We start from the raw sequence: 18,728 nt of genomic DNA on the forward strand, positions 1-18,728 counted from the left end.
TTTGCAATATACAATAATAGAGTTTGAATATAAATCAATTTTTTGTTTGTAATTATGTAGAAACTAATGTAACTACATATGTAGGTTGGTACTACTCCAAAGAATTAAAATATGATTCAAGGATCCTCCAGGGCACATAACGGAGTGGAGCAAACTCATGCACGTTTGGTCACGACGACCGCTGACTTTCCGTAGGTCTCGACCTTGGTGTCGTGGGGACTACCCTCAACGGCACTTATTATCTGGGAGGTCGCTGGAAATCCGGCAAACTCGGGTGTAAGAGACTCAAAAAACTCCAGTGCCGGGGCAGCTGGATACATGTCCCTGAACGGCTCGATAATAACGAGCTTGGCACCCGGATCCAGCAGATCAAGCGCTTTACGGACGACAGCCTCCGGGTTCTCAACGTACTCCAGGACAAAGCTCATGATGACAGCATCGTAGGTGTTTCTCGGGAGGATTTTCCTGATGTCCATCTCCTTTAAAACCACCCAGTCCATCCTCGAATTTCTAACACGGGTATTCGCTATGCTCATGAGCCCCGGAGAGAAGTCAACCCCAACGTACTTTCCGTTGGGCCCGACCGCTTCTCCTATCTCAACCGGAGAAACCGAGCCGCATCCGAGATCCAGGACACGCATGCCGTCCTCTATGCCCGTCAGTTCCACGGCGAGCCGGCGCGACAGCCTGTTGATCTCCGTCATGAGCCGCATGTCCCAGAAATCGGCACCCCTGTCAAAGTCCATCAGGACCTTGGGGTGCTCCTGGGAGATAAATGCGTAGTCAGCCATTTTATATATCTCATCCAATATCTGAACCCAGTCGGGGAGGAGGAGCCCCGCGTCCTCCGGGGTGAGGCGGAACTCATAGGAAAAGCCGGCCTGTTCAAAGGTGCATCCAGCTCCCTTTACGATGCCGAGGGAGATGTACGTCTTCACGAGCTCCCTCAGACGGGCCTTGTTCGGCAGGGGTGTTGAGGCCAGGATCTCCTCGCAGGACTTTCCGGCCACCAGGTTGCCGAACAGCCCGTGCTTGAGCCCCAGGTGGAAGACGTAGCCAACGGAAAGCTCTGTCATGAGCTCAATGTTCCGGTCGAGGACCTTTAGTAACGATGCCATGGACTCCACCTCACGTGTACCTGGAATAATACGGGTAGTACGATTTTAACAGCTTGACAACCTGTTTCCCGTACTCTGTGAGCCTGTAGTACTTGAAGCCCTTCTCGGTTACGACCTCGACGAGACCAAGACTTACCAGGGAGCTGTGTCCGTTGTACCTGTTTCCGAGCCCGATGAGTGCTCCCTTCACGTTGGACGGGTCCGATTTGACGGCCCTTGCTATTTCAGAGAGGTATGTGGGGGTGGGGTAGATCTCATCCAGATAGAAGAGTATCCTCTTCCTCAGCTCACTGCGGTTGATGGATCTTATCACAAAGGGGTCAATGAACATTAGACATCACCCGCGTGATCCGAGCATTGAATCTTCGAACGTTGTATACCCTACAATCAGCCGTATAATATAATAGGGATAAACTATATAAGTATTACCATTAACGAAATTCAAAGGGGTTCTAATTTTTCAAAATGAAGCCATTATCTGGGGCATTTTTTCCATGATTGGAAATTTCTTGCACATATTCAGCACAACTCCAGGATTTGGATAAGATCCAAACAGCCCCAGGACTCCCAAGAGGGTTGGGCGTTGTCAGATTACTGCCGTACCATCCCCTCTGATGACATAACATCAAAAAAGAAGGCAAAGAGTTTAAATTGGGAACACCCAAACTACCAGCATGCCGCCGATCCTCCTGGTCAAAAACAGAATCCTCGTCATTGAGCCGTGGGCAAATAGTCCTCTTCTGGCAGCCGGCCTATCGCTACCGTTATAAACCCGCCCTCAAAGCCTCCGGAGGTGATTGAAGATGATTGAAAAGGTTTATTGCGCTGACGTTAAGCCCGAGATGGAAGGCAAGCGTGTTAAGCTGGCAGGTTGGGTTTACAGAAAGAGGGAAGTTGGAAAAAAGGTCTTCATAGTCCTCCGCGACTCGAGCGGGATAATCCAGACGATATTCAAGAAAGAAGTGGGTGAGGAGGCCTACACCAGGGCCAGGAAGGTTGGCATAGAGTCGAGCGTCATCATTGAGGGCACCGTGAAGGCAGACCCCCGCGCGCCTACCGGGGTCGAGGTTCAGGCAGACAAGATAGAGGTCGTCCAGGACGTTGAGTTCTTCCCCATAACAAAGGACGCGAGCGAGGAGTTCCTGCTCGATATCAGGCACCTGCATCTCCACTCGCCGAAGGTTGCCGCGGTAATGAAGGTAAAAGCGACAATGATGCAGGCGGCGAGAGAGTGGCTCCTCCAGGACGGCTGGTACGAGGTCTTCCCGCCGATACTCGTCACTGGAGCTGTTGAGGGCGGCGCAACGCTCTTCAAGCTCAAGTACTTCGACAGGTATGCGTACCTGAGCCAGTCCGCCCAGCTCTACCTTGAGGCGGCGATATTCGGCCTCGAAAAGGTCTGGAGCCTCACGCCCAGCTTCAGAGCAGAGAAGAGCAGGACGAGAAGGCACCTCACCGAGTTCTGGCACCTGGAGCTTGAGGCCGCCTGGATGGACCTCTGGGACATCATGAAGGTCGAGGAGGAGCTCGTCAGCTACATGGTGCAGAGGACGCTTGAGCTCAGGAAGAAGGAGATAGAGCTCTACAGAAAGGACGACATCAAGACCCTCAAGAACACGGTCCCGCCGTTCCCGAGGATAAGCTACGACGAGGCGATAGACATACTCCAGAGCAAGGGCGTTCAGATAGAGTGGGGCGAGGACATGGGCGCCGACGAGGAGCGCATTCTGACCCAGGAGTTCGAGGCCCCGTTCTTCGTCTACGGCTATCCGAAGCACATCAAAGCATTCTACATGAAGGAGGATCCAGACGATCCGAGAAAGGTTCTCGCGGCAGATATGCTCGCTCCAGAGGGGTACGGTGAGATAATCGGCGGCTCCCAGCGTGAAGATGACTACAGCAAGCTCGTGCAGAGGATTCTGGACGAGGGCATGAAGCCGGAGGACTACGAGTGGTACCTAGACCTCAGGAAGTACGGTTCAGTTCCGCACAGCGGCTTCGGCCTCGGCCTTGAGAGGCTCGTCGCCTGGGTTCTCAAACTCGACCACGTCCGCTGGGCCACGCTCTTCCCGAGGACACCGAGCAGGCTGTATCCCTGACCCGTCCATTTTGGGCTGTGCCCCCGGGGAGCGAAGGGGAATCATCGCTCGCCGAAGCGCTCATCCCCCGCGGTTTCCCGGGGGCGTTCTTATCTCCCCACCACAAAACTTAAGCTTTACCTCGTCACTACTGCGCTGACACCAGCCGCCGCAAGGGTCAGCAGTTCGAACACCCGGTATGCCTCTTCTACAGTTTTCGCCTCAAACTCAACGGTCTTTCCATCTATGCGATTTATGAACGGCAGGAGCTCGGCTGCATCGGCCATGTCACTCCTCAGAAAGCGCACCTTTACACGGACGGGCTCCTCAGCAGTCAACGGCCTTGCTTCCCCACCCTCCAGCCTCCCAACGGCCCTGCTGACTCCCTCCCTGATCATGGATTTTATCTTTGTCATCGCCGGGCTTTTGGCGGCGTAGCGCGACGGTGACTCCTTGAAGGGCACCCCAACGGCCCAGGGGGTAAATTCTCTAACGTCTGTCTCTATAAGCCTCCTGTCTCCCCCTACGAGGATTACGGGTATACCCCAGCTCCCAAGCAAATATGCGTTGAGCAGAAACTCGCTTACTTCGACCCCGTTTATCTCAAGCCTGTCTATGCTCGCTCCGCTGTACGTATGGTCGAAGGTCGCTCTATTCGTTCCAGCTTTGGCGTGGTAGCCGAGGAAGAGTGCCGCGTCGCTCCCCCTGGCAAAGGCCACCATGCTCGTCGGCCTCGGGAACCCCCTTACAAGCTCAACGTATTCGGGCATCGCCTCCGGCAGGATGTTCACCATCGGCCCGTGGCTATCCGCCACGATTACCTCGTCAAACCCCTTTTCGTGCAGGGCCTCTGCAGCGGTCTTTACAACTTCCGTGGCAATCTTTCTCGCCTCGCCATAAAGGGCCCCTTTGACAAAGAGGTGCTCCCGGCTGACTATGTACGGCAGACCTTCAAGGTCAAGGGATATGAAGGCACGCATCGGCATCACCAAGACAGGAATCGAAGCGGTAAAAGAAAAGTCTTGTGGAAGCCCCATAACTGCGGGGAATATCTCCCCATCCGGGCGATAATTCTCGCTTATGAAAAAGGTTATATACAGCTTCTTTCATAGGATAAAACGGTGACTGGTATGCAAATCGTCGAAGTGGACATTAAATTGCCCTATGATGGTAGAGGGAAGGTTCTGGGCCGCCTCTATGAGAAAGTCAGGGGAAGGGTTAGGAAGGCCCATCTCTTTCCCCCGACGGTCTACGGGGTGAGCGAGCTCAAGCTGGTTCTGGCCGTGGACGACGTCAGAAAATTCATCTCAGACCTGAAAAGAGTAATCAAAAACGGCAGGGTAACCTTCAAAGTCATTTCGGAGGCTTAACCCTTTATCCCTCCGTTCAGTTCCTCCAGTTTTTCCCTGGCTTTTTCGAGCGAACCTGCCTTTTCCACCGCGGTGCCCGTGACGATTATGTCTGCCCCGGCCTCCGCTGCCGCCCTTGCCTGTCCCGCGGTTCTTATGCCCCCTCCCACGATCAGGGGGACGTCTATGACGTGTTTCACGAGGGCAATCATCTCCCGCGGAACCGGCTGGGGGGCCCCGCTTCCAGCCTCCAGGTAGACGAGGCGCATTCCGAGGTACTGGCCGGCCAGGGCGTAGGCAGCTGCGATCTTCGGCTTGTGCCGGGGTATGGGCTTGGCATCCCCGACCCAGCCGACGGTCTCGCCCGGCTCGATTATGAGGTACGCCATAGGTATGGGTTCTATCCCGTAACGCTTGACCTGAAAAGCCCCCAGGGCCTGGGCGCCCGTTATGAAGAACGGGTTGGTTGAGTTCAGCAGGCTCATGAAGAATATGGCATCTGCGTACTTGCTTATCCCCCCGTGGGAACCCGGAAACAGTATGACTGGAAGGCCAGATGACTCCTTTATCGCCCTCACAACACCATCCAGAACCTCCCCCTCCGCACCGGTCGAACCGCCGACCATTATTGCGTCAACACCTACCTTTTCGCTCATCTCAGCTATCCTTCCGGCGGTCCTGGGGTCAGTGTCATCGGGATCAAGGAGGACGAAGTGGAGCTTCTCCTTCTCAAGCTTCTTATGGATGTACGACTCCACTTTTCCCAGCTCCAGCTTCATTTTCTTCCACCGAACTTTATAACTTCCTCCCGGCTTTTAACCCTTTTCCATTGCAGCCCGAGCCCCTTAAGCAACCCGATCAACAGCTCATCGGGCTCACCGCTGAACCGGTAGAGGTTGGTCTCAACTCTGACGTCCCCCGCCCCAAAGCCCACAACTGGCTGGCCGAGCTTTGCCACTTCCATGGAAAGCATCTCCTCCAGCCTCTCGTCGCTTGGGATCAGGTATGCTCTTAAGAGCTCTGCCTCGCTGAGGAGGAAGTCTATGTGCCAGTGGAGCTTCTTTTTCCGCGAGAAGTGCCGGGCGACCCGCTTTTCAAGGGAGTTCATTGCGGAGCCAACGTAAACGTAGTAGCCCCTTTTGAGCCTGAACTTACGCCCCCGCGTCTTCACCTCCCTGTCATCGCGGAGCAGTATCACGAGGAGGTACGAGCCCTTCATGGGCCTGGATTCCACCCAGGGTTTATAAACCTTAGACCGTAGCGCCACTTGGGTGTGTTTGATGGAGGAGAAGAAAAAGAAGCGCCCCATAGACGAGTTTGCCTGGCAGGAGTACGACCGGGAGGAGTTTGAGGAGATGTTCCCGGCCCTAGCGAGGGAGCTTGATGGGGAGGGAATCCCAATAGATGCTTACAGGACGGATGAAGGTAGAGCACTCGTGGAAGAGGACGAGGTGAGGGACTTCTCGGGTTACAACCCCACAGTCATAGACTTCCTCAGAAGGTGTGAGACAGATGATGAGGCCCTTGAGATAATCAACTGGCTGGAGGAGCACGGTGAGATAACCCACGAGATGGCCAAAGAGCTCCGCATAACCCTCGTCAAAAAGGGTGTGAGGGCCTTCGGCCCAAAGAAAGAGTGGGGATGGTATGAGAGGCACAGAAAAAGGGAATAAACCGGTCAGATGTTCCCTATTCGCTGGAGCACCATACCCTCAATTTTTATCGGGTCGGTTCTGCGGGCGAAGACTATCGCCTGCTCGAGCCTTGCTTCGCTCTCGGCGTGTATCGTGAAGAGCGGGTCGCCCTCCTTGATCTTCTCGCCGACCTTGACGTAGAGCTCCAGCCCGGCGCCCTTGTCCTCCGGCGCCCCAGCGGCTCTGGCTATACCCGTTATGGCCTTGTTGTCAATGCCGGTTATGTAACCGCTCGTAGGTGCTGTGAACGTGTACGTCTTGTCGCCGACGGGTATTTCCTCCGGCTTGATGTCCGGGTTTCCGCCCTGCTCCTCGATAATCTCGCGCATCTTCTGGTAGGCCTTTCCGCTTTCAAGTATCTCCCTGGCCATCTTCTTACCCATTCCAGCAGGAGCAACGCCTCCCATTTCAAGCAGGATCCCTGCAAGCCCCGTGGCCTTCTCTATAAGGCTCCCCGGGCCTTTCCCTGTCATAAGGGCCGACAGAGCCTCCCTCGCCTCAAGCGCCGGGCCGACTGTGTGGCCTATCGGCTGGCCGCCGTAGGTTATGGCAACCTCGACGTACTGACCCAGCCTCTTGCCGAGCTCAATGAAGTCCCTTGCAAGTGTCCTCGCCTCATCAACCGTCTCGACCTTGACACCTTTACCTGTGGGTATGTCAATAAGCACGTACTGGCTGCCCATGGCGTACTTCTTGGACATTATGCTCGCGAGCATCAATCCAGTAGGGTCTATGCTCAGTGCACGCTCAGCCTTGATCGTTATGTCGTCGGCGGGGGCAAGGTTGAGGGCCCCTCCCCAGACCATGCACGCACCGATCTTTTCGACTATGCGCTTTATCTCGTCCAGAGAGAAGCTGACGTCGGCGAAGACCTCGACTACATCAGCAGTCCCCGCGGCGCTTGTTATTGCCCTGGAGCTCGTCTTGGGTATCGTCAGCCCCGCGGCGGCGACTATCGGGACGACGAGTATGTTGGTCTTGTTGCCCGGTACGCCCCCGATGCTGTGGACGTCCATGATGGGCTTCCTGTCAATGTCGAGCATGTCGCCCGTTTCGGCCATGGCTATCGTCAGGGCCGCTATCTCGTCCATGTCTAGGCCGTTGATCTCCAGTGACGTTACGAAGGAACTTATCTCTATGTCCCGGAGCTTCCTGTCAACTATGTCCTTGACTATGGCCTCGATCTCGACCTTCCTGAGCTTCTCACCGCGCATCTTCTTCTTTATGTAGCGGACGCTCTCTGGAGTTCCAGTGGGAACTACCGTTACCACCTCGCCCTCGGAGAAGTTGTGGAGCTGGAGTATGTCCCTGCTGACACCGATTTCACCCTCGCCCACGAGGCTGCTCACAACAACGCTGCCGTAAACGGTCTTCTTTCCGGCCTCTATCTTCACCAGGTCGTCGGGATGGAGCTTGGCCCTCCGGGCCTCCTTTTCGTTTATAAACACTGAATACCTGCCGCTGTACATGTCGAGTATCCTAACCTTTGCCTTCATGGCTATCCCTCCTTTTCACCCACAAGTTTCCAGTATTGAACAGAAGAATACTTAAATGTTTTCAACTGGAATGCCGTCAAAAGGAGCTCCAAGCACGGCGGGACTTGGCAGAGAAATGTAAAATTTGAAAATCACGCCGTTAGACCGTACCTGACAGGCGCATGCGTCCCTGTACTGAGCCCGGAACCGCTGAGAAGAACCCTGACCACGTCCCCTGCAACGTCCTTTATCAGGGGAGACAGGAGGCCCTCTCCCTTCAGGTAGTAGCTCACGACCTCGCTCAGTGGGGCGCTTACGAGCCGTCCCTTAAAGACCCTGACAGTGTCTCCATCTATCTCCACTATCCTGTCTGGATAGCCCAACTTAACCCTCATAGCGCCCCACCCCCACTTTGGAGTTAATAGAAGAGAAGTTTTAAAATTTAACGCCCCACGAATGTTTAATAACAAAAGGGCCGGAAAACTTCAGAGGTTCATGACCTCCTCCTCTATGGACTCCTCCAGGGTCTTTTCCCACTCCTCAACGTCAAAGTCAACCAGTTCGCTTTCAAGATCCTCCTTAAGGCTTGCAACGCGCCTCTTCAGGGCATTTTTGGTCTCCTCGTCATAGACAACGTAGTAAGGGTTGCTCTTGGCGGAGTAATAGAGCATCATGAGGACTATGTTGAGAACCACCAGTATCACAATAGCCCCGTACAGGAGAACCTTGGCCATTACCTCTTCCCTCCGAACAGTGCTCTGAAGACCCTCTTTATCGGGCTTTCGGGCTCCGGCGCCTGCCACTTAATGCCAGCGAGCTTGGCCGCGAGCTGTTTGATGGCTATTGCCGCTGGACTGGTGGGGTTTTTGATGACGAGCGGTACACCGTAGGCACTTGCGCGCTTGACCTCGGGATCTTCAGGTATCATTGCGAGAACCGGAACCTCAAGGATGGCCTCAATCTCTTCCTGCGTGAGCTCGGTCTTCTCGTTGGTGACCCTGTTGAGGATAGCACCGAGCGGGAGAGTTCCCAGCTTCTCGGCTATGAGCTTGGTCTTCAGTGAGTCCGTAATGGCCGAGATTTCAGGGTTTGTGACGATTATAAGCTCCTTACCTATGAGGAGCGCCGTAACGGACGTCATTTCAAGACCAGCTGGAGCATCGATGAGGACGAAGTCGGCCATCTGGCCGATCTCCCTGATCAGCTGCCTGAGCCTCTCGGGCTTGGCCTTCTTGATCTTCTCAAGGCTCAATCCACCGGGGATCACCTTGACCCCGGCGGGGCCTTCGTAAATGGCGTCCTTGAGGTCTGCCTCACCGGCCAGGACGTCGTGGAGGGTTATTGGGATGTCCTCCATACCAAGAACCAGGCTGAGGTTTGCCATTGTTATGTCGGCATCCAGGAGAATGACCTCCTTTCCGAACTGAGCCAGGGCAACACCCAGATTGGCAACCGTTGTTGTTTTACCAGTTCCACCTTTTCCGGATGCAAAAACAATCGAACGACCCTCCAAAGTTAACACCCCCGGAATAAGCAGTACTCCCATGTCCGATTTTAGGGCACGGTATACTCTTTTGCAGTTGAGGTGTAGAGGTATAAAACTTTTACTCTTGTAAGTCAGCGGAAACAGAGAAAAAGAGAGATGTCAGAGCGCCGCTACTCCATCCTCTCCCGCGCTTCACGCTCAAGCTTCTCTGCGACCTCTTTTTCCAGTTTTAGCTTGGCAACTTCTGCAGTGCCGGCAAGGCTCCGGAAGAGCTTGAGCATCTCCATCGGCAACGGGAGGATTATAACGTTGCTCTTGTCGCCGGCGACATCGCTTATGGTCTGAAGCGTCCTGAGCTGGAGGGCCATCGGATGCTCGCTTATTATCTCCGCCGCCTCGCGGAGCTTCTCAGCGGCCTGCCTCTCGGCTTCAGCCAGGGTTATCCTGGCCCTCCTCTCACGCTCGGCCTCTGCCTGCCTGGCCATGGCCCTCTGCATGCCGCTCGGGAGCTCAACGTCCTTGATCTCAACTGTGCTGACCTTTATCCCCCACGGGTCGGTTGCCTCATCTATGATCTTCTGGAGCTGGAGGTTGAGCTTTTCACGCTCGCTGAGCAGCTCATCAAGGTGTGCCTGGCCGATAACGCTCCTGAGAGTTGTCTGCGCTATCTGGCTTGTGGCCATGATGTAGTTGGCTACCTGGGTTACTGCCTTTATCGGGTCTATCACCCTGAAATAGACAACGGCGTTGACCCTGACCGGGACGTTGTCCCTGGTGATGGTCTCCTGAACCGGGACGTCGAGAACCCTGGTACGAAGATCCACTATCACCGCCTTTTCGAATATCGGGATGATGAAGAACAGTCCCGGCCCCCTTGCACCGACGATCCTCCCCAGGCGGAAGATAACTGCCCTCTCGTACTCCTTGACTATCTTTATGGCGCTTGCAAGCAGTATCAAAACAAACAGCAAAACAATTCCCAAAACCACGGTGCCTGTCGTCACAACCATTTTCATACCTCCTTCCTTTTTCCGGCGGGTTCGACTATAAGGGTAAGCCCCCTAACTTCAACAACCCTGACCTCCTCCCCGACGGCCACGTGGGTCCCGTTCCTGCTCACGGCCTTCCACAGCTCCCCGTGCACCTTTATAACGCCCTCGGGGTTAAGCTCCTCAACGACCTTCCCTACCGTGCCGACGAGCTCTTCCCTCCCGGACTCAGGCTTTTTCTTCTGGGCCCTGACCACAGCGGCCATTCCGAACAGGAAGAACAGACCAAGGAGAACCGCCATAGCGATTATTGCAATCCTCAGAAGGGCGTAGGTCTCTCCTGCCACCAAGTATTCACCCCCGGTTCCGCTGAAGAGCATGATGCCTCCGATGATGAAGGTCACCACCCCCGCCACGGTGAACAGGCCAAAGGTCGGCGTTAGGGCCTCAGCTATGAAGAATATCATCGCAAGGACTATAAGAACAAGTCCTGCACTCTTGTATCCAAAGTACCCCAGCCCGATGAGGCCGAGGACGAGCATTATGGCGCCTATGGTTTCCGGTACATGCCAGCCAGGAGTCAGAAAGCCGAATATAAGCCCTATAAAGCCCAGGTTCAGCAGGAGATACGCGATGGTGGGATCGGTTATGTACTTGACGACCGTGTCCCGGAAGGAGGACTCGATGCTGACAATCCTCGCATCTTTGAGGTGAAGGACAACCCTCCCCTTCCCGTCCACGGGAATTTTTGTCTCCTTCCCGTCGGCCTTTTGGAGGAGGTCATTAACATCGGTCGCGATGACCTCTATAACCCCATACCTGAGCGCCTCGTCCGGGGTCACGCTCCTGTCTTCGGTTATAAACTCCTCGGCTAGGGTCTCGTTCCTGCCGCTCATCCTGGCCAGCTCGCGCAGGTACGCTATGTAGAAGTTGGTTATCTTTGGGGGGGCCTCAACTATGCTCCCGTTCTGGCCGTAGCCGAGTATCGGCCTGCAGGCGCCTATCACCGTTCCCGGGGACATCGCTATCAGGTGGGAGCCCAGGGCAATGTAAGTACCGGCAGATGCAGCCATCCCGCCGGAGGGGTAGACATAAATTATCACGGGGACACTGGAGCTCTGGATTCTTGTCACTATCTCCTGCATCGCATCTGCCCTACCCCCTGGCGTGTTCAGTTCGATTATGATTGCTTCGGCACCGTTCCTCTCGGCCTCACTGATGTACCTGTCGAACTGGTCAACCGTGTAGCCGGTTATCATGCCGTCTACCTTCGCGACATAGACCACCCTTTCCTGGCCGTGAACTACCGGCTGGAAAAACAGGACAAGGAGCAGAACAACTGCAACCAGCGCAACCCCGGACTTCATGACTACCGCCTAATACTAAATACCACCAATGGGTTTAAATCTTTTGCCTGTTTTCCAAAAGTGATTTATACATTTGGGGCCAATTTTTTAACATGAGTCTGAGGACCCTGGTAAAGCTCTACCGCGTGGCGAAAGGCAGGGATAAGGTCGAGAGGGCATGGAAGCTCGTGAGAGAGGCCGCTAGGTATTCCCACCATGAGCCCTACTGGGAGTTCCTCAAAAAGAACTTTGACGTCCGAGCCGAGGATATAAAGGACGCCCTCCGCTTCCTGGAAGAAAACGGAGAAGTTCAAATCAAACGCTCCATTGACGGTAAGAGGCTCTACGTCTCAACCCTAAAGGATATAAGGGAGAATCCCGTCAGGCTTGACCGATGGCTGGGATTGACCTGAAAAAGACAACCCATGAGATGGTTCGCAACGGCACGTGGAAGTTCGAGAACGGCATCTTCTACCAGGCGTTCCGGGACGGCATAGCCGGCTACGACGGAAGGAACTTCCTCTTTCCGGATTCCTGGTCAAGAACGGAGCGCAAAGAGGTCAGAGAAAAGCTCTCCTTCATCCTGGGCCTCGACACAGACCTCGACTCCTTCTACTCCGAGATAGGAGATTCCCGCTTTGCCTTCCTCATAGACGAGTTCTACGGCCTAACCGTCCCTGCCGCGCCGAGCCCGTACCAGGCTCTGGTTGAGGTGATAGCCCAGCAGCAGGTCAGCTTCGATTTCGCCCAGAGGACCATAGAGAACCTCGTGAGGCTGGCGGGAGAACCCTTGGGAGACATCTACGCCTTTCCCCGTCCTGAGAGAATAGCCACATTGAGTGATGAGGAGCTCAAAAAAGCGAAGCTCGGCTACCGCGCTGGCTACATAAAGAGCCTCACAGAGCTGTACCTCAAAGGAGAGCTCAACCTCGAGCTCTGGGAGTGGAACGTAGATGATGCGATAAAATATCTGACAAAGTTCAGGGGAATAGGAAGGTGGACGGCGGAGCTCTTCCTAGCCTACGGTTTGAGGAAGAACGTTTATCCGGCTGGAGACCTCGGGCTGAGGCGCGGGATAGCAAAGATTTTTGGGAAGAATGTAAAGGAAGTAAGGGAAAGGGATGTCAGGGAGCTAATAGATCCCTACGGAAAGTGGAAGGGACTTCTGGCATTTTACATCCTCTGCTACGACAGGAAGACCGAGATGGAGAGGAAGAAGAAATGAGCGAAATCATGATTATCCTGCCCAAGGAAAGGTTCAAAGCCCTCCGGGGCAAAGATATTGCCTCCATCCTCCACGAGAGCCTTCCGAAGATCGAGGAAACGCTGAAGGCGGAGCGTGAGGATCTCCTGAGGGAGAAGGTCTCCAAGCTTGAGGAGAAGCTCCGCGAGATGGAGAGGGAGATTGAAGAGCTTAAGGAGTTCTACGAGAAGGCTTTGAGGGACAAGGAGTTCATGATGGCCGAGCGCGACAGGCTCAGGGTGGAAAACGCTGAACTGAGGGAGAAGGTCGAGGAGAAAAGGAGAGAGCTTGAGAAAGTTCACGGATCGTGAACGAGATGAGGCTCATCATTAAGCCCGAAAAGGGCTTCGGAAAGATTGAAGTTGAGCTGGGCGAAGAACTATGGGGAGAACTCAAGCGCCTCAGTGAGAGGTATGGAGTTCCCGTTGAGCGGGTTATTGAGATAGCCCTGACCGGCGAGTTCCGTGAGCCGAAGGGAAACCTTGAGGAGCTTGAGAGGAAAGCTGGGGAGCTTGAGGAAAAAACATGGGAGCTTGAGAAAGAATACGCTCCGCTCCGCTTCAAGGCTTATGGCCTGAGCGAGGACAACAAGATACTCGCCATCGAGCTCTCGGGCCTAATAGCCGAGAACAGCCAGCTTAAGAGGTTTCTGAGAATGAAGCCCGAGCGCAACATCGAGCTGAGAAAGCTTATATCCTACTACCTCCAAGGTTGAACCGCGGATGATGACAGCGAATTGCGCGGATCGGTGAAGAGCAACGCTATCTGACGCCGTCCCGGGCGGGCCGTGACGACTCCAAGACGGGCTTAGCCGGTTTCCCGGCGATGACGTACCCTATGAGCGCCGAGCCCGTCCGGGGCGTGAATACGCGGGCATTTTTGTGGCTTTCTTTATACTGTCACCAAATCGAAAGTTTTTATACCCAAAGTTGTTTACGTATATTGGTGGTGTCTATGAGACGCAGGAAAATTGTCGCATTGAGTCTTGGTCTGTTGGTAATGTTGCCTCTTTTCTGGACAGTGTTCAGCACGCCGGTTGAGGCGAGCGACTACACGGAGGTAAAGGTCGCTTACTACCGAACCCTCCCGTTCAAGGAACCGGAAGCCAAGATCATCCTTCCGAGCAGGGGCGTAAACACCGTCACCGTCCTCGGGATGCTCCCCAACGGCACACCGGTTGACCTCGGCACCTACGCCGGTGGGGAGTCCATCAAGATGGATTACAGGCGGATTGAAAGATACCTCCGGATCTGGGAGGAACACCTCAAAAAAGCCAGAACTGATCCTTCCTTTGTTAACCCCGGGATAGTTCTCCTCGGCACAGCTCACAGGAAAGACGGGCTCGGCTACTTTGTTAGAGGTGTGCCCCTGAACCTCGGGGAGGTTTTAAAGCGGAGAAGCTTCAGGGTTTCAGTTCTCAACGGCTTCCGGACCCTGCTCTCGTCTAAAGAGATTGAGCGGCTGAAGTCCCGTGAGGGGAACACAGCTACCGGGAAGACCATCGGGGCCGATTCTTTTCCACCGGGCTTTTTCCCGGAGGAGTGCTATCCCGGCCCTTACGGTACTTCAGTCTGCTTTGACTGGGTGCTCGAAGAGGTCTACGACACAGAGGACAACACAGTGATACCTCTAGCTGCCGCCTTCTTAAACGGAGACGTGGGAGAAATTGACGATGTGTACCTGAGGGAGCGGTTCCAGTCGTCCAGGGTTCTAGGCGTGGAGATAGGTTTCTCGGCGGTAGCTGCGGTCGACAGGAGTGGTACGGGGGCAAGTTACGAGGCGGAGATAGTTGGAATGGTCTACACGCTGAAAGGAGACCATCTGTGGCTTAAAAAAAGCGTCAGATTTAGGGGGGAGGACATAAGAAGGCCGACTGTAGTCGGAATCGGGATAAAGGGTGACATCGCCCTCGCCAAGTATCGCTTGTATGGGCCCTATGGCCCATTGGATGTCACGATGTACGTTGTGATGGCCCAGCCCGAAATCCGGAACGGGAGGCTGATTTCGGTGTGGGGCAAGGAGGATGGAGCACCCTCCCGTTACGGTGGAACTTTCAGAAAAGCAATGTATTATATTGAACGCTACTGGAAGCCGGGCTTTACGGTCAAGTCAAAGGACTTCATTGAGGTTAACAACTTTGACGTTTCGCAGAGCGTCTCCACCCTACCGCTCTTCAGCGTTGCCGCGCCGGTGCTTCCAAAGCTCAACGGCCCTCTGGGAACCGATGTCTATCCTGTACTGCTGTCGACAGGCGTGGGGGTGACCAAATACCGCTCGGAGTATGCTCTCGTGGGGATTACAGTGGGGCTCGAACATAGATACAGAGAAGTCTCTGGTACGTTCTACAAAAGCCCGGTTCGCTTTGAGTACGATGGGGAGGAATACTGGCTCAGCTCAATGTATGCAGACGTTACAGTATTCCCTTCATTCAATCCAAGATGCAATCCGCGTACAGGCGTTTGCCCCGAAGATGGAGAAACCCCGAAAGGCTAACCCCTCTTCCTCTTTTTTTGCTTTCTCCTCGGAATCAGCCTCACAGGGCTTCCGCAGTCCGGGCAGACACCCTCCTGTGGCATCTCTGAGAAACGTTTCCCGCAGCCGATGCAGACGTAGTTCCAGTGGATTACCCGCTTAATTCCCCTCTTAAGGGTTTTGAACTCGATTCCTAAGGTCTTCGCTATGTTCTGCAGGTTGTAGTCGTCGGTGAAGAGAACCCCTTCGAGCTCGTAGGCCAGGGCAAGAACCTCAACGTCGGTCTCGCTCAGCTCCCCAAGCTCTCCCGTCTTTTTGGCGGCCTTCCTCACCGCCTCAAGGCTCTCCTTTGAGGGGACGAGAACCCTAACCTTTCCCGCGCTTATCAATCCCTCCAGAAAAAGCCTCGACTCCGGGTCTTTCACCTCATCAACGACCTTCGGCGTTGTAACACCCTCGACATCGAACCCCTGAATAAAAACTGCCGCATCGATAACCTGAACCTTCATGGCCTAAACTCGGAGAAACCCTTTTTTAGATTTCCGTCGAAATGAAGTCGGTGGTGCGGATGAAGGTTGACCTGAACTCGGACCTCGGCGAGAGCTTCGGCCGTTACAAGCTCGGCCTCGACGAGGAGGTCATGAACTACATCACGAGCGCCAACGTAGCTACCGGCTGGCACGCCGGCGACCCGCTCGTCATGAGAAGAACGGTAAGGTTAGCAAAGGAAAACGGCGTCGCGGTTGGCGCCCACCCGGGTTACCCGGACCTGCTCGGCTTTGGCAGGAGGTACATGAGACTCACCCCGGAGGAGGCTCGCAATTACATCCTCTACCAGATAGGTGCGCTCTATGCTTTTACAAGGGCAGAGGGCCTCGAACTCCAGCACGTCAAGCCGCACGGGGCACTCTACAACGCGCTTGTGAAGGAAGAAGAGCTCGCGAGAGCCGTGATAGAGGGAACAGCTGACTTTGATAAAAACCTAATTTTTGTTGCCCTCTCCGGCTCAAAGCCGGCTGAAATAGCGGAGGAGATGGGCGTTAAGATTGCCCACGAGGTATTCGCGGATAGAGCCTACAACCCGGACGGAACACTCGTCCCGCGCTCGAAACCCGGAGCGGTAATCCACGACAAAGAGGAGATAGCCGAGCGCGTTATCTCGATGGTCAAGGACGGTGGGGTCAGAGCGATAAACGGGGAGTGGGTCGAGCTCAAGGTTGATACTATCTGCGTTCACGGCGACAATCCTAAAGCGGTCGAAATTGCGGCTCACATAAGGAAAGTCCTTGAGGAAGAGGGCGTAAAGGTGGCCCCGATGAAGGAGGTGGTGCGGTGAATCCCATGCAGCCCGAACTGAGGCCCGCCGGCGACTCTGCCCTGCTGCTCTCCTTCGGAGAGGTTATCGACGAGGGGATAAACGACCGCGTTCACGCGATAGCGAGGGCCATAGAAAAAGCCTCACCAGGGTGGCTCGTGGAGGTGGTGCCAGCCTACTCCTCCCTCTTGGTGGTCTACGACCCCATTAAAACCAGTTACACCCAGGTCGAAGATGCAGTGAAAAGTTTCCTGGACGCGGGGATTAAGAGCTTTGAGGGCAGACTCGTCGAGGTTCCCGTCGTTTATGGTGGCGAGTACGGCCCCGATATCGAGTTCGTGGCAGAGCACAACGGCCTCACGGTTGATGACATCATCGAAATCCACAGCAGGCCGGTCTACCGTGTCCACTTCCTCGGTTTCCTTCCCGGCTTCCCCTACCTCGGCGGCATGGACGAGCGCATAGCGACGCCACGCCTTGAGAGGCCCAGGCTAAAGGTTCCTGCCGGCTCAGTCGGGATAGCGGGAAAGCAGACCGGCATCTATCCCTTGGAAAGTCCCGGCGGCTGGAGGCTCATTGGGAGAACCCCACTGAGGCTCTTCGATCCATCGAAAGAGCCGCCAACCCTTCTCCAGCCGGGGGACAGGGTGAGGTTCGTCCCAATAGACGAAGAGGAATTCAGGGAGCTCTACGAGCGTGAATGGGGTGAAAAGAATGATTGAGCTCCTAAAAGTGCCCTCGCTCCTGACCGTTCAGGACTCCGGGAGGCCCAACTACAGAAAGCTCGGCGTCCCCATTTCCGGCTTCATGGACGACGTGAGCGCCCGTTTGGCAAACTATCTTGCTGGAAACCCCGGGAACGCTCCGCTCCTTGAGTTTCTTCTGGCCGGCCCAATGCTCAGGTTCAACGCCTCGACTGTCTTTGCAGTTGCAGGGGACGTCGAGGTGAGGCTGAACGGCGTGCCGGTTGAGCCGTGGACGAGCCACTGGGCGAAGAGGGGAGACGTCCTTGAGGTCGGCACGCTTAAGAGCGGCCTCTACGGGTACATTGCCTTCGCCGGAGGGATAAAGTGCGAGAGGCTCCTCGGCAGCTGCTCCACCTATCCGAAGGCGAGCCTCGGGAACCCTCTGAAGGCCGGCGATAGGCTAAGCCTTGGCTATGCGGTTTTAACCGGCAGGGAGGGACGCTACCTTCCGAGAGAACTGAGGCCGGACCACTCGGCGAGTAAGAAGGAAATCCGCATCGTCCTCGGCCCGAACCTCGACCACTTCACGGAAGGGGGTATCGAGACCTTTCTAAGCTCGGAATACACTGTAACGGCTGAGAGCGACAGGATGGGTTACCGGCTAGACGGGCCGGTGATAGAACACTCCGGGAAGGGCGCGGACATCGTTACGGAGCCCCTACTGCCTGGAACGGTTCAGGTGCCGGCCAGCGGAAAGCCAATCGTCATGATGCGCGACGCCCAGACGACCGGCGGCTACGCCAAGATCGCCACAGTAATAAGCGCCGACCTTCATATCCTGGCTCAGAGCAGGCCAGGAACTAAGGTCATGTTCAGAGCAGTTGGTGCCGGAGAGGCGCAGGAGGCTCTGAGAAAGCGCGAAAAAACCTTGGGAGCAATAAAGGGGCTCCTCGATGGAAAACTGAGGGCCTACAGGATTAAAGCACTCGGAGAAGAAATGATAGCATTCACAAAAGTGGAAAAGGGGGGCTAGTCCTTCTTGCGCATGACCTTAACGACCTTGTAGGTCTTCCCATTGCACTCGACATCGTTGAGGACTTCGATTATTTTTACGCTGTCGCCCTCAAAGAGACCCTCTGGCCTGAAAAGATCGGCCTTTTCTCTGTCCGGGCAGTCCACGAAGTGGAGCTTTATCACTGAACCCGCTATGGCGAGCCTTGGCTCTATCGCGACCTCCACGCTCGGCTCAACGACCTCGACCACCCTCACCTTGCCCTCATGGAGGGGGCAGGAGTGCGAGGGCATGCTCCTTACGCGGAGTATCTTGTACCTCCTTCCGGGTTCAAGGTTTCCGACGCAGACTCCAGCGAGCTTGCACGTTTTGCAGGGCTCTGCCGGACCGTAGTAGATGAACTCAACCCCAGGTCTTGCCAGCTTTTCTCCAACTAACGTGATTATTGCCATTCCAAACACCTCC

General features: G+C 55.1%; 24 protein-coding genes. 11 read left to right on the forward strand and 13 right to left on the reverse strand.

Annotation, left to right across the window (positions count from 1 at the left end; genetic code table 11):
• Positions 1–155: 155 nt before the first annotated feature.
• Together E3E36_RS01525 and E3E36_RS01530 are read right to left on the reverse strand one after the other, a co-directional pair.
• Entirely contained in the window at positions 156–1,118 is a 963-nt protein-coding gene (locus tag E3E36_RS01525; RefSeq protein ID WP_167893668.1) for a class I SAM-dependent methyltransferase, read from the reverse strand.
• 10 nt (positions 1,119–1,128) lie between these two features.
• Entirely contained in the window at positions 1,129–1,449 is a 321-nt protein-coding gene (locus tag E3E36_RS01530) for a helix-turn-helix domain-containing protein (RefSeq protein WP_167893669.1), read from the reverse strand.
• 472 nt (positions 1,450–1,921) lie between these two features.
• On the opposite strand from E3E36_RS01530, the gene asnS reads away from it, so the two are divergent.
• Positions 1,922–3,217 carry an asparagine--tRNA ligase gene (asnS, locus tag E3E36_RS01535; protein ID WP_167893670.1) on the forward strand — a complete coding sequence of 432 codons (1,296 nt, stop codon included), beginning with the start codon at positions 1,922–1,924 and terminating at the stop codon, positions 3,215–3,217.
• A gap of 116 nt (positions 3,218–3,333) precedes the next feature.
• Here the strand turns inward: asnS and E3E36_RS01540 are convergent, their stop codons facing one another.
• Complete coding sequence (locus tag E3E36_RS01540) at positions 3,334–4,176, reverse strand: M55 family metallopeptidase (RefSeq protein WP_167894687.1); 843 nt, start codon at positions 4,174–4,176, stop codon at positions 3,334–3,336.
• Between the two features lie 150 nt (positions 4,177–4,326).
• Here E3E36_RS01540 and E3E36_RS01545 point away from each other — a divergent pair, with 150 nt between their 5' ends.
• Positions 4,327–4,566, forward strand: coding sequence for a hypothetical protein (locus tag E3E36_RS01545; RefSeq protein WP_167894688.1), 240 nt, complete (start codon positions 4,327–4,329; stop codon positions 4,564–4,566).
• On the opposite strand, the gene E3E36_RS01550 is transcribed toward E3E36_RS01545, so the two are convergent.
• On the reverse strand, positions 4,563–5,324 hold the full coding sequence (locus E3E36_RS01550; RefSeq protein WP_167893671.1) for a geranylgeranylglyceryl/heptaprenylglyceryl phosphate synthase: 762 nt from the start codon (positions 5,322–5,324) through the stop codon (positions 4,563–4,565). The genes E3E36_RS01545 and E3E36_RS01550 overlap by 4 nt on opposite strands.
• Positions 5,321–5,764, reverse strand: a complete 444-nt coding sequence (locus E3E36_RS01555; protein WP_167893672.1) for a DUF123 domain-containing protein — start codon at positions 5,762–5,764, stop codon at positions 5,321–5,323. Before E3E36_RS01555 ends, E3E36_RS01550 begins: the two co-directional genes overlap by 4 nt.
• Positions 5,765–5,825: 61 nt before the next feature.
• Here E3E36_RS01555 and E3E36_RS01560 point away from each other — a divergent pair, with 61 nt between their 5' ends.
• Positions 5,826–6,218, forward strand: coding sequence for a DUF2095 family protein (locus tag E3E36_RS01560; RefSeq protein WP_167893673.1), 393 nt, complete (start codon positions 5,826–5,828; stop codon positions 6,216–6,218).
• Between the two features lie 5 nt (positions 6,219–6,223).
• On the opposite strand, the gene E3E36_RS01565 is transcribed toward E3E36_RS01560, so the two are convergent.
• The 6 genes from E3E36_RS01565 to E3E36_RS01590 form a co-directional block, all read right to left on the reverse strand.
• The gene (locus E3E36_RS01565; RefSeq protein ID WP_167893674.1) at positions 6,224–7,735 is read right to left on the reverse strand and encodes an AMP phosphorylase; all 1,512 of its coding nucleotides are present in this window, start codon (positions 7,733–7,735) and stop codon (positions 6,224–6,226) included.
• Between the two features lie 131 nt (positions 7,736–7,866).
• Positions 7,867–8,109 carry a hypothetical protein gene (locus E3E36_RS01570; RefSeq protein WP_167893675.1) on the reverse strand — a complete coding sequence of 81 codons (243 nt, stop codon included), beginning with the start codon at positions 8,107–8,109 and terminating at the stop codon, positions 7,867–7,869.
• Between the two features lie 90 nt (positions 8,110–8,199).
• Positions 8,200–8,448, reverse strand: coding sequence for a hypothetical protein (locus tag E3E36_RS01575; protein ID WP_167893676.1), 249 nt, complete (start codon positions 8,446–8,448; stop codon positions 8,200–8,202).
• Positions 8,448–9,227 carry a cell division ATPase MinD gene (gene minD / locus E3E36_RS01580; protein ID WP_167893677.1) on the reverse strand — a complete coding sequence of 260 codons (780 nt, stop codon included), beginning with the start codon at positions 9,225–9,227 and terminating at the stop codon, positions 8,448–8,450. The genes E3E36_RS01575 and minD overlap by 1 nt, the downstream gene beginning before the upstream one ends.
• A gap of 143 nt (positions 9,228–9,370) precedes the next feature.
• Positions 9,371–10,210: a slipin family protein gene (locus E3E36_RS01585; RefSeq protein WP_167893678.1), complete on the reverse strand. Its 840-nt coding sequence runs from the start codon at positions 10,208–10,210 to the stop codon at positions 9,371–9,373.
• 2 nt (positions 10,211–10,212) lie between these two features.
• Entirely contained in the window at positions 10,213–11,556 is a 1,344-nt protein-coding gene (locus E3E36_RS01590) for a nodulation protein NfeD (RefSeq protein WP_167893679.1), read from the reverse strand.
• Positions 11,557–11,648: 92 nt separating this feature from the next.
• Between E3E36_RS01590 and E3E36_RS01595 the strand changes: the two genes are divergently transcribed.
• From E3E36_RS01595 to E3E36_RS01615, 5 genes are all read left to right on the forward strand, one after another.
• Positions 11,649–11,948, forward strand: a complete 300-nt coding sequence (locus tag E3E36_RS01595; RefSeq protein WP_167893680.1) for a hypothetical protein — start codon at positions 11,649–11,651, stop codon at positions 11,946–11,948.
• Entirely contained in the window at positions 11,930–12,760 is an 831-nt protein-coding gene (locus tag E3E36_RS01600; protein ID WP_167893681.1) for a DNA-3-methyladenine glycosylase, read from the forward strand. Before E3E36_RS01595 ends, E3E36_RS01600 begins: the two co-directional genes overlap by 19 nt.
• Positions 12,757–13,089, forward strand: a complete 333-nt coding sequence (locus tag E3E36_RS01605) for a hypothetical protein (protein ID WP_167893682.1) — start codon at positions 12,757–12,759, stop codon at positions 13,087–13,089. Before E3E36_RS01600 ends, E3E36_RS01605 begins: the two co-directional genes overlap by 4 nt.
• 5 nt (positions 13,090–13,094) lie before the next feature.
• Positions 13,095–13,493: a hypothetical protein gene (locus tag E3E36_RS01610; protein WP_167894689.1), complete on the forward strand. Its 399-nt coding sequence runs from the start codon at positions 13,095–13,097 to the stop codon at positions 13,491–13,493.
• Between the two features lie 239 nt (positions 13,494–13,732).
• Positions 13,733–15,271, forward strand: a complete 1,539-nt coding sequence (locus E3E36_RS01615) for a protein cytosolic protein (protein ID WP_167894690.1) — start codon at positions 13,733–13,735, stop codon at positions 15,269–15,271.
• Here E3E36_RS01615 and E3E36_RS01620 read toward each other — a convergent pair.
• Entirely contained in the window at positions 15,268–15,759 is a 492-nt protein-coding gene (locus E3E36_RS01620) for a type II toxin-antitoxin system VapC family toxin (RefSeq protein ID WP_167893683.1), read from the reverse strand. The two genes, E3E36_RS01615 and E3E36_RS01620, sit on opposite strands and share 4 nt — an antisense overlap.
• Before the next feature lie 59 nt (positions 15,760–15,818).
• On the opposite strand from E3E36_RS01620, the gene E3E36_RS01625 reads away from it, so the two are divergent.
• Genes E3E36_RS01625 through E3E36_RS01635 form a run of 3 tightly spaced genes read left to right on the forward strand, consistent with a single transcriptional unit; the run spans position 15,819 to position 18,284 of the window.
• Positions 15,819–16,586: a LamB/YcsF family protein gene (locus tag E3E36_RS01625; RefSeq protein ID WP_167894691.1), complete on the forward strand. Its 768-nt coding sequence runs from the start codon at positions 15,819–15,821 to the stop codon at positions 16,584–16,586.
• A 5-nt stretch (positions 16,587–16,591) separates the two neighbouring features.
• Positions 16,592–17,287, forward strand: coding sequence for a 5-oxoprolinase subunit PxpB (pxpB, locus tag E3E36_RS01630; protein ID WP_167894692.1), 696 nt, complete (start codon positions 16,592–16,594; stop codon positions 17,285–17,287).
• A complete protein-coding gene (locus E3E36_RS01635) occupies positions 17,280–18,284 on the forward strand; it encodes a biotin-dependent carboxyltransferase family protein (RefSeq protein WP_167893684.1) in 1,005 nt (334 codons plus the stop codon). The genes pxpB and E3E36_RS01635 overlap by 8 nt, the downstream gene beginning before the upstream one ends.
• Here E3E36_RS01635 and E3E36_RS01640 read toward each other — a convergent pair.
• Positions 18,281–18,715: a UPF0179 family protein gene (locus tag E3E36_RS01640; protein ID WP_167893685.1), complete on the reverse strand. Its 435-nt coding sequence runs from the start codon at positions 18,713–18,715 to the stop codon at positions 18,281–18,283. The two genes, E3E36_RS01635 and E3E36_RS01640, sit on opposite strands and share 4 nt — an antisense overlap.
• Positions 18,716–18,728 lie beyond the last annotated feature (13 nt).

Source organism: Thermococcus sp. M36, from assembly GCF_012027355.1.
In the GTDB taxonomy this organism is placed as follows: Archaea; Methanobacteriota_B; Thermococci; order Thermococcales; family Thermococcaceae; genus Thermococcus.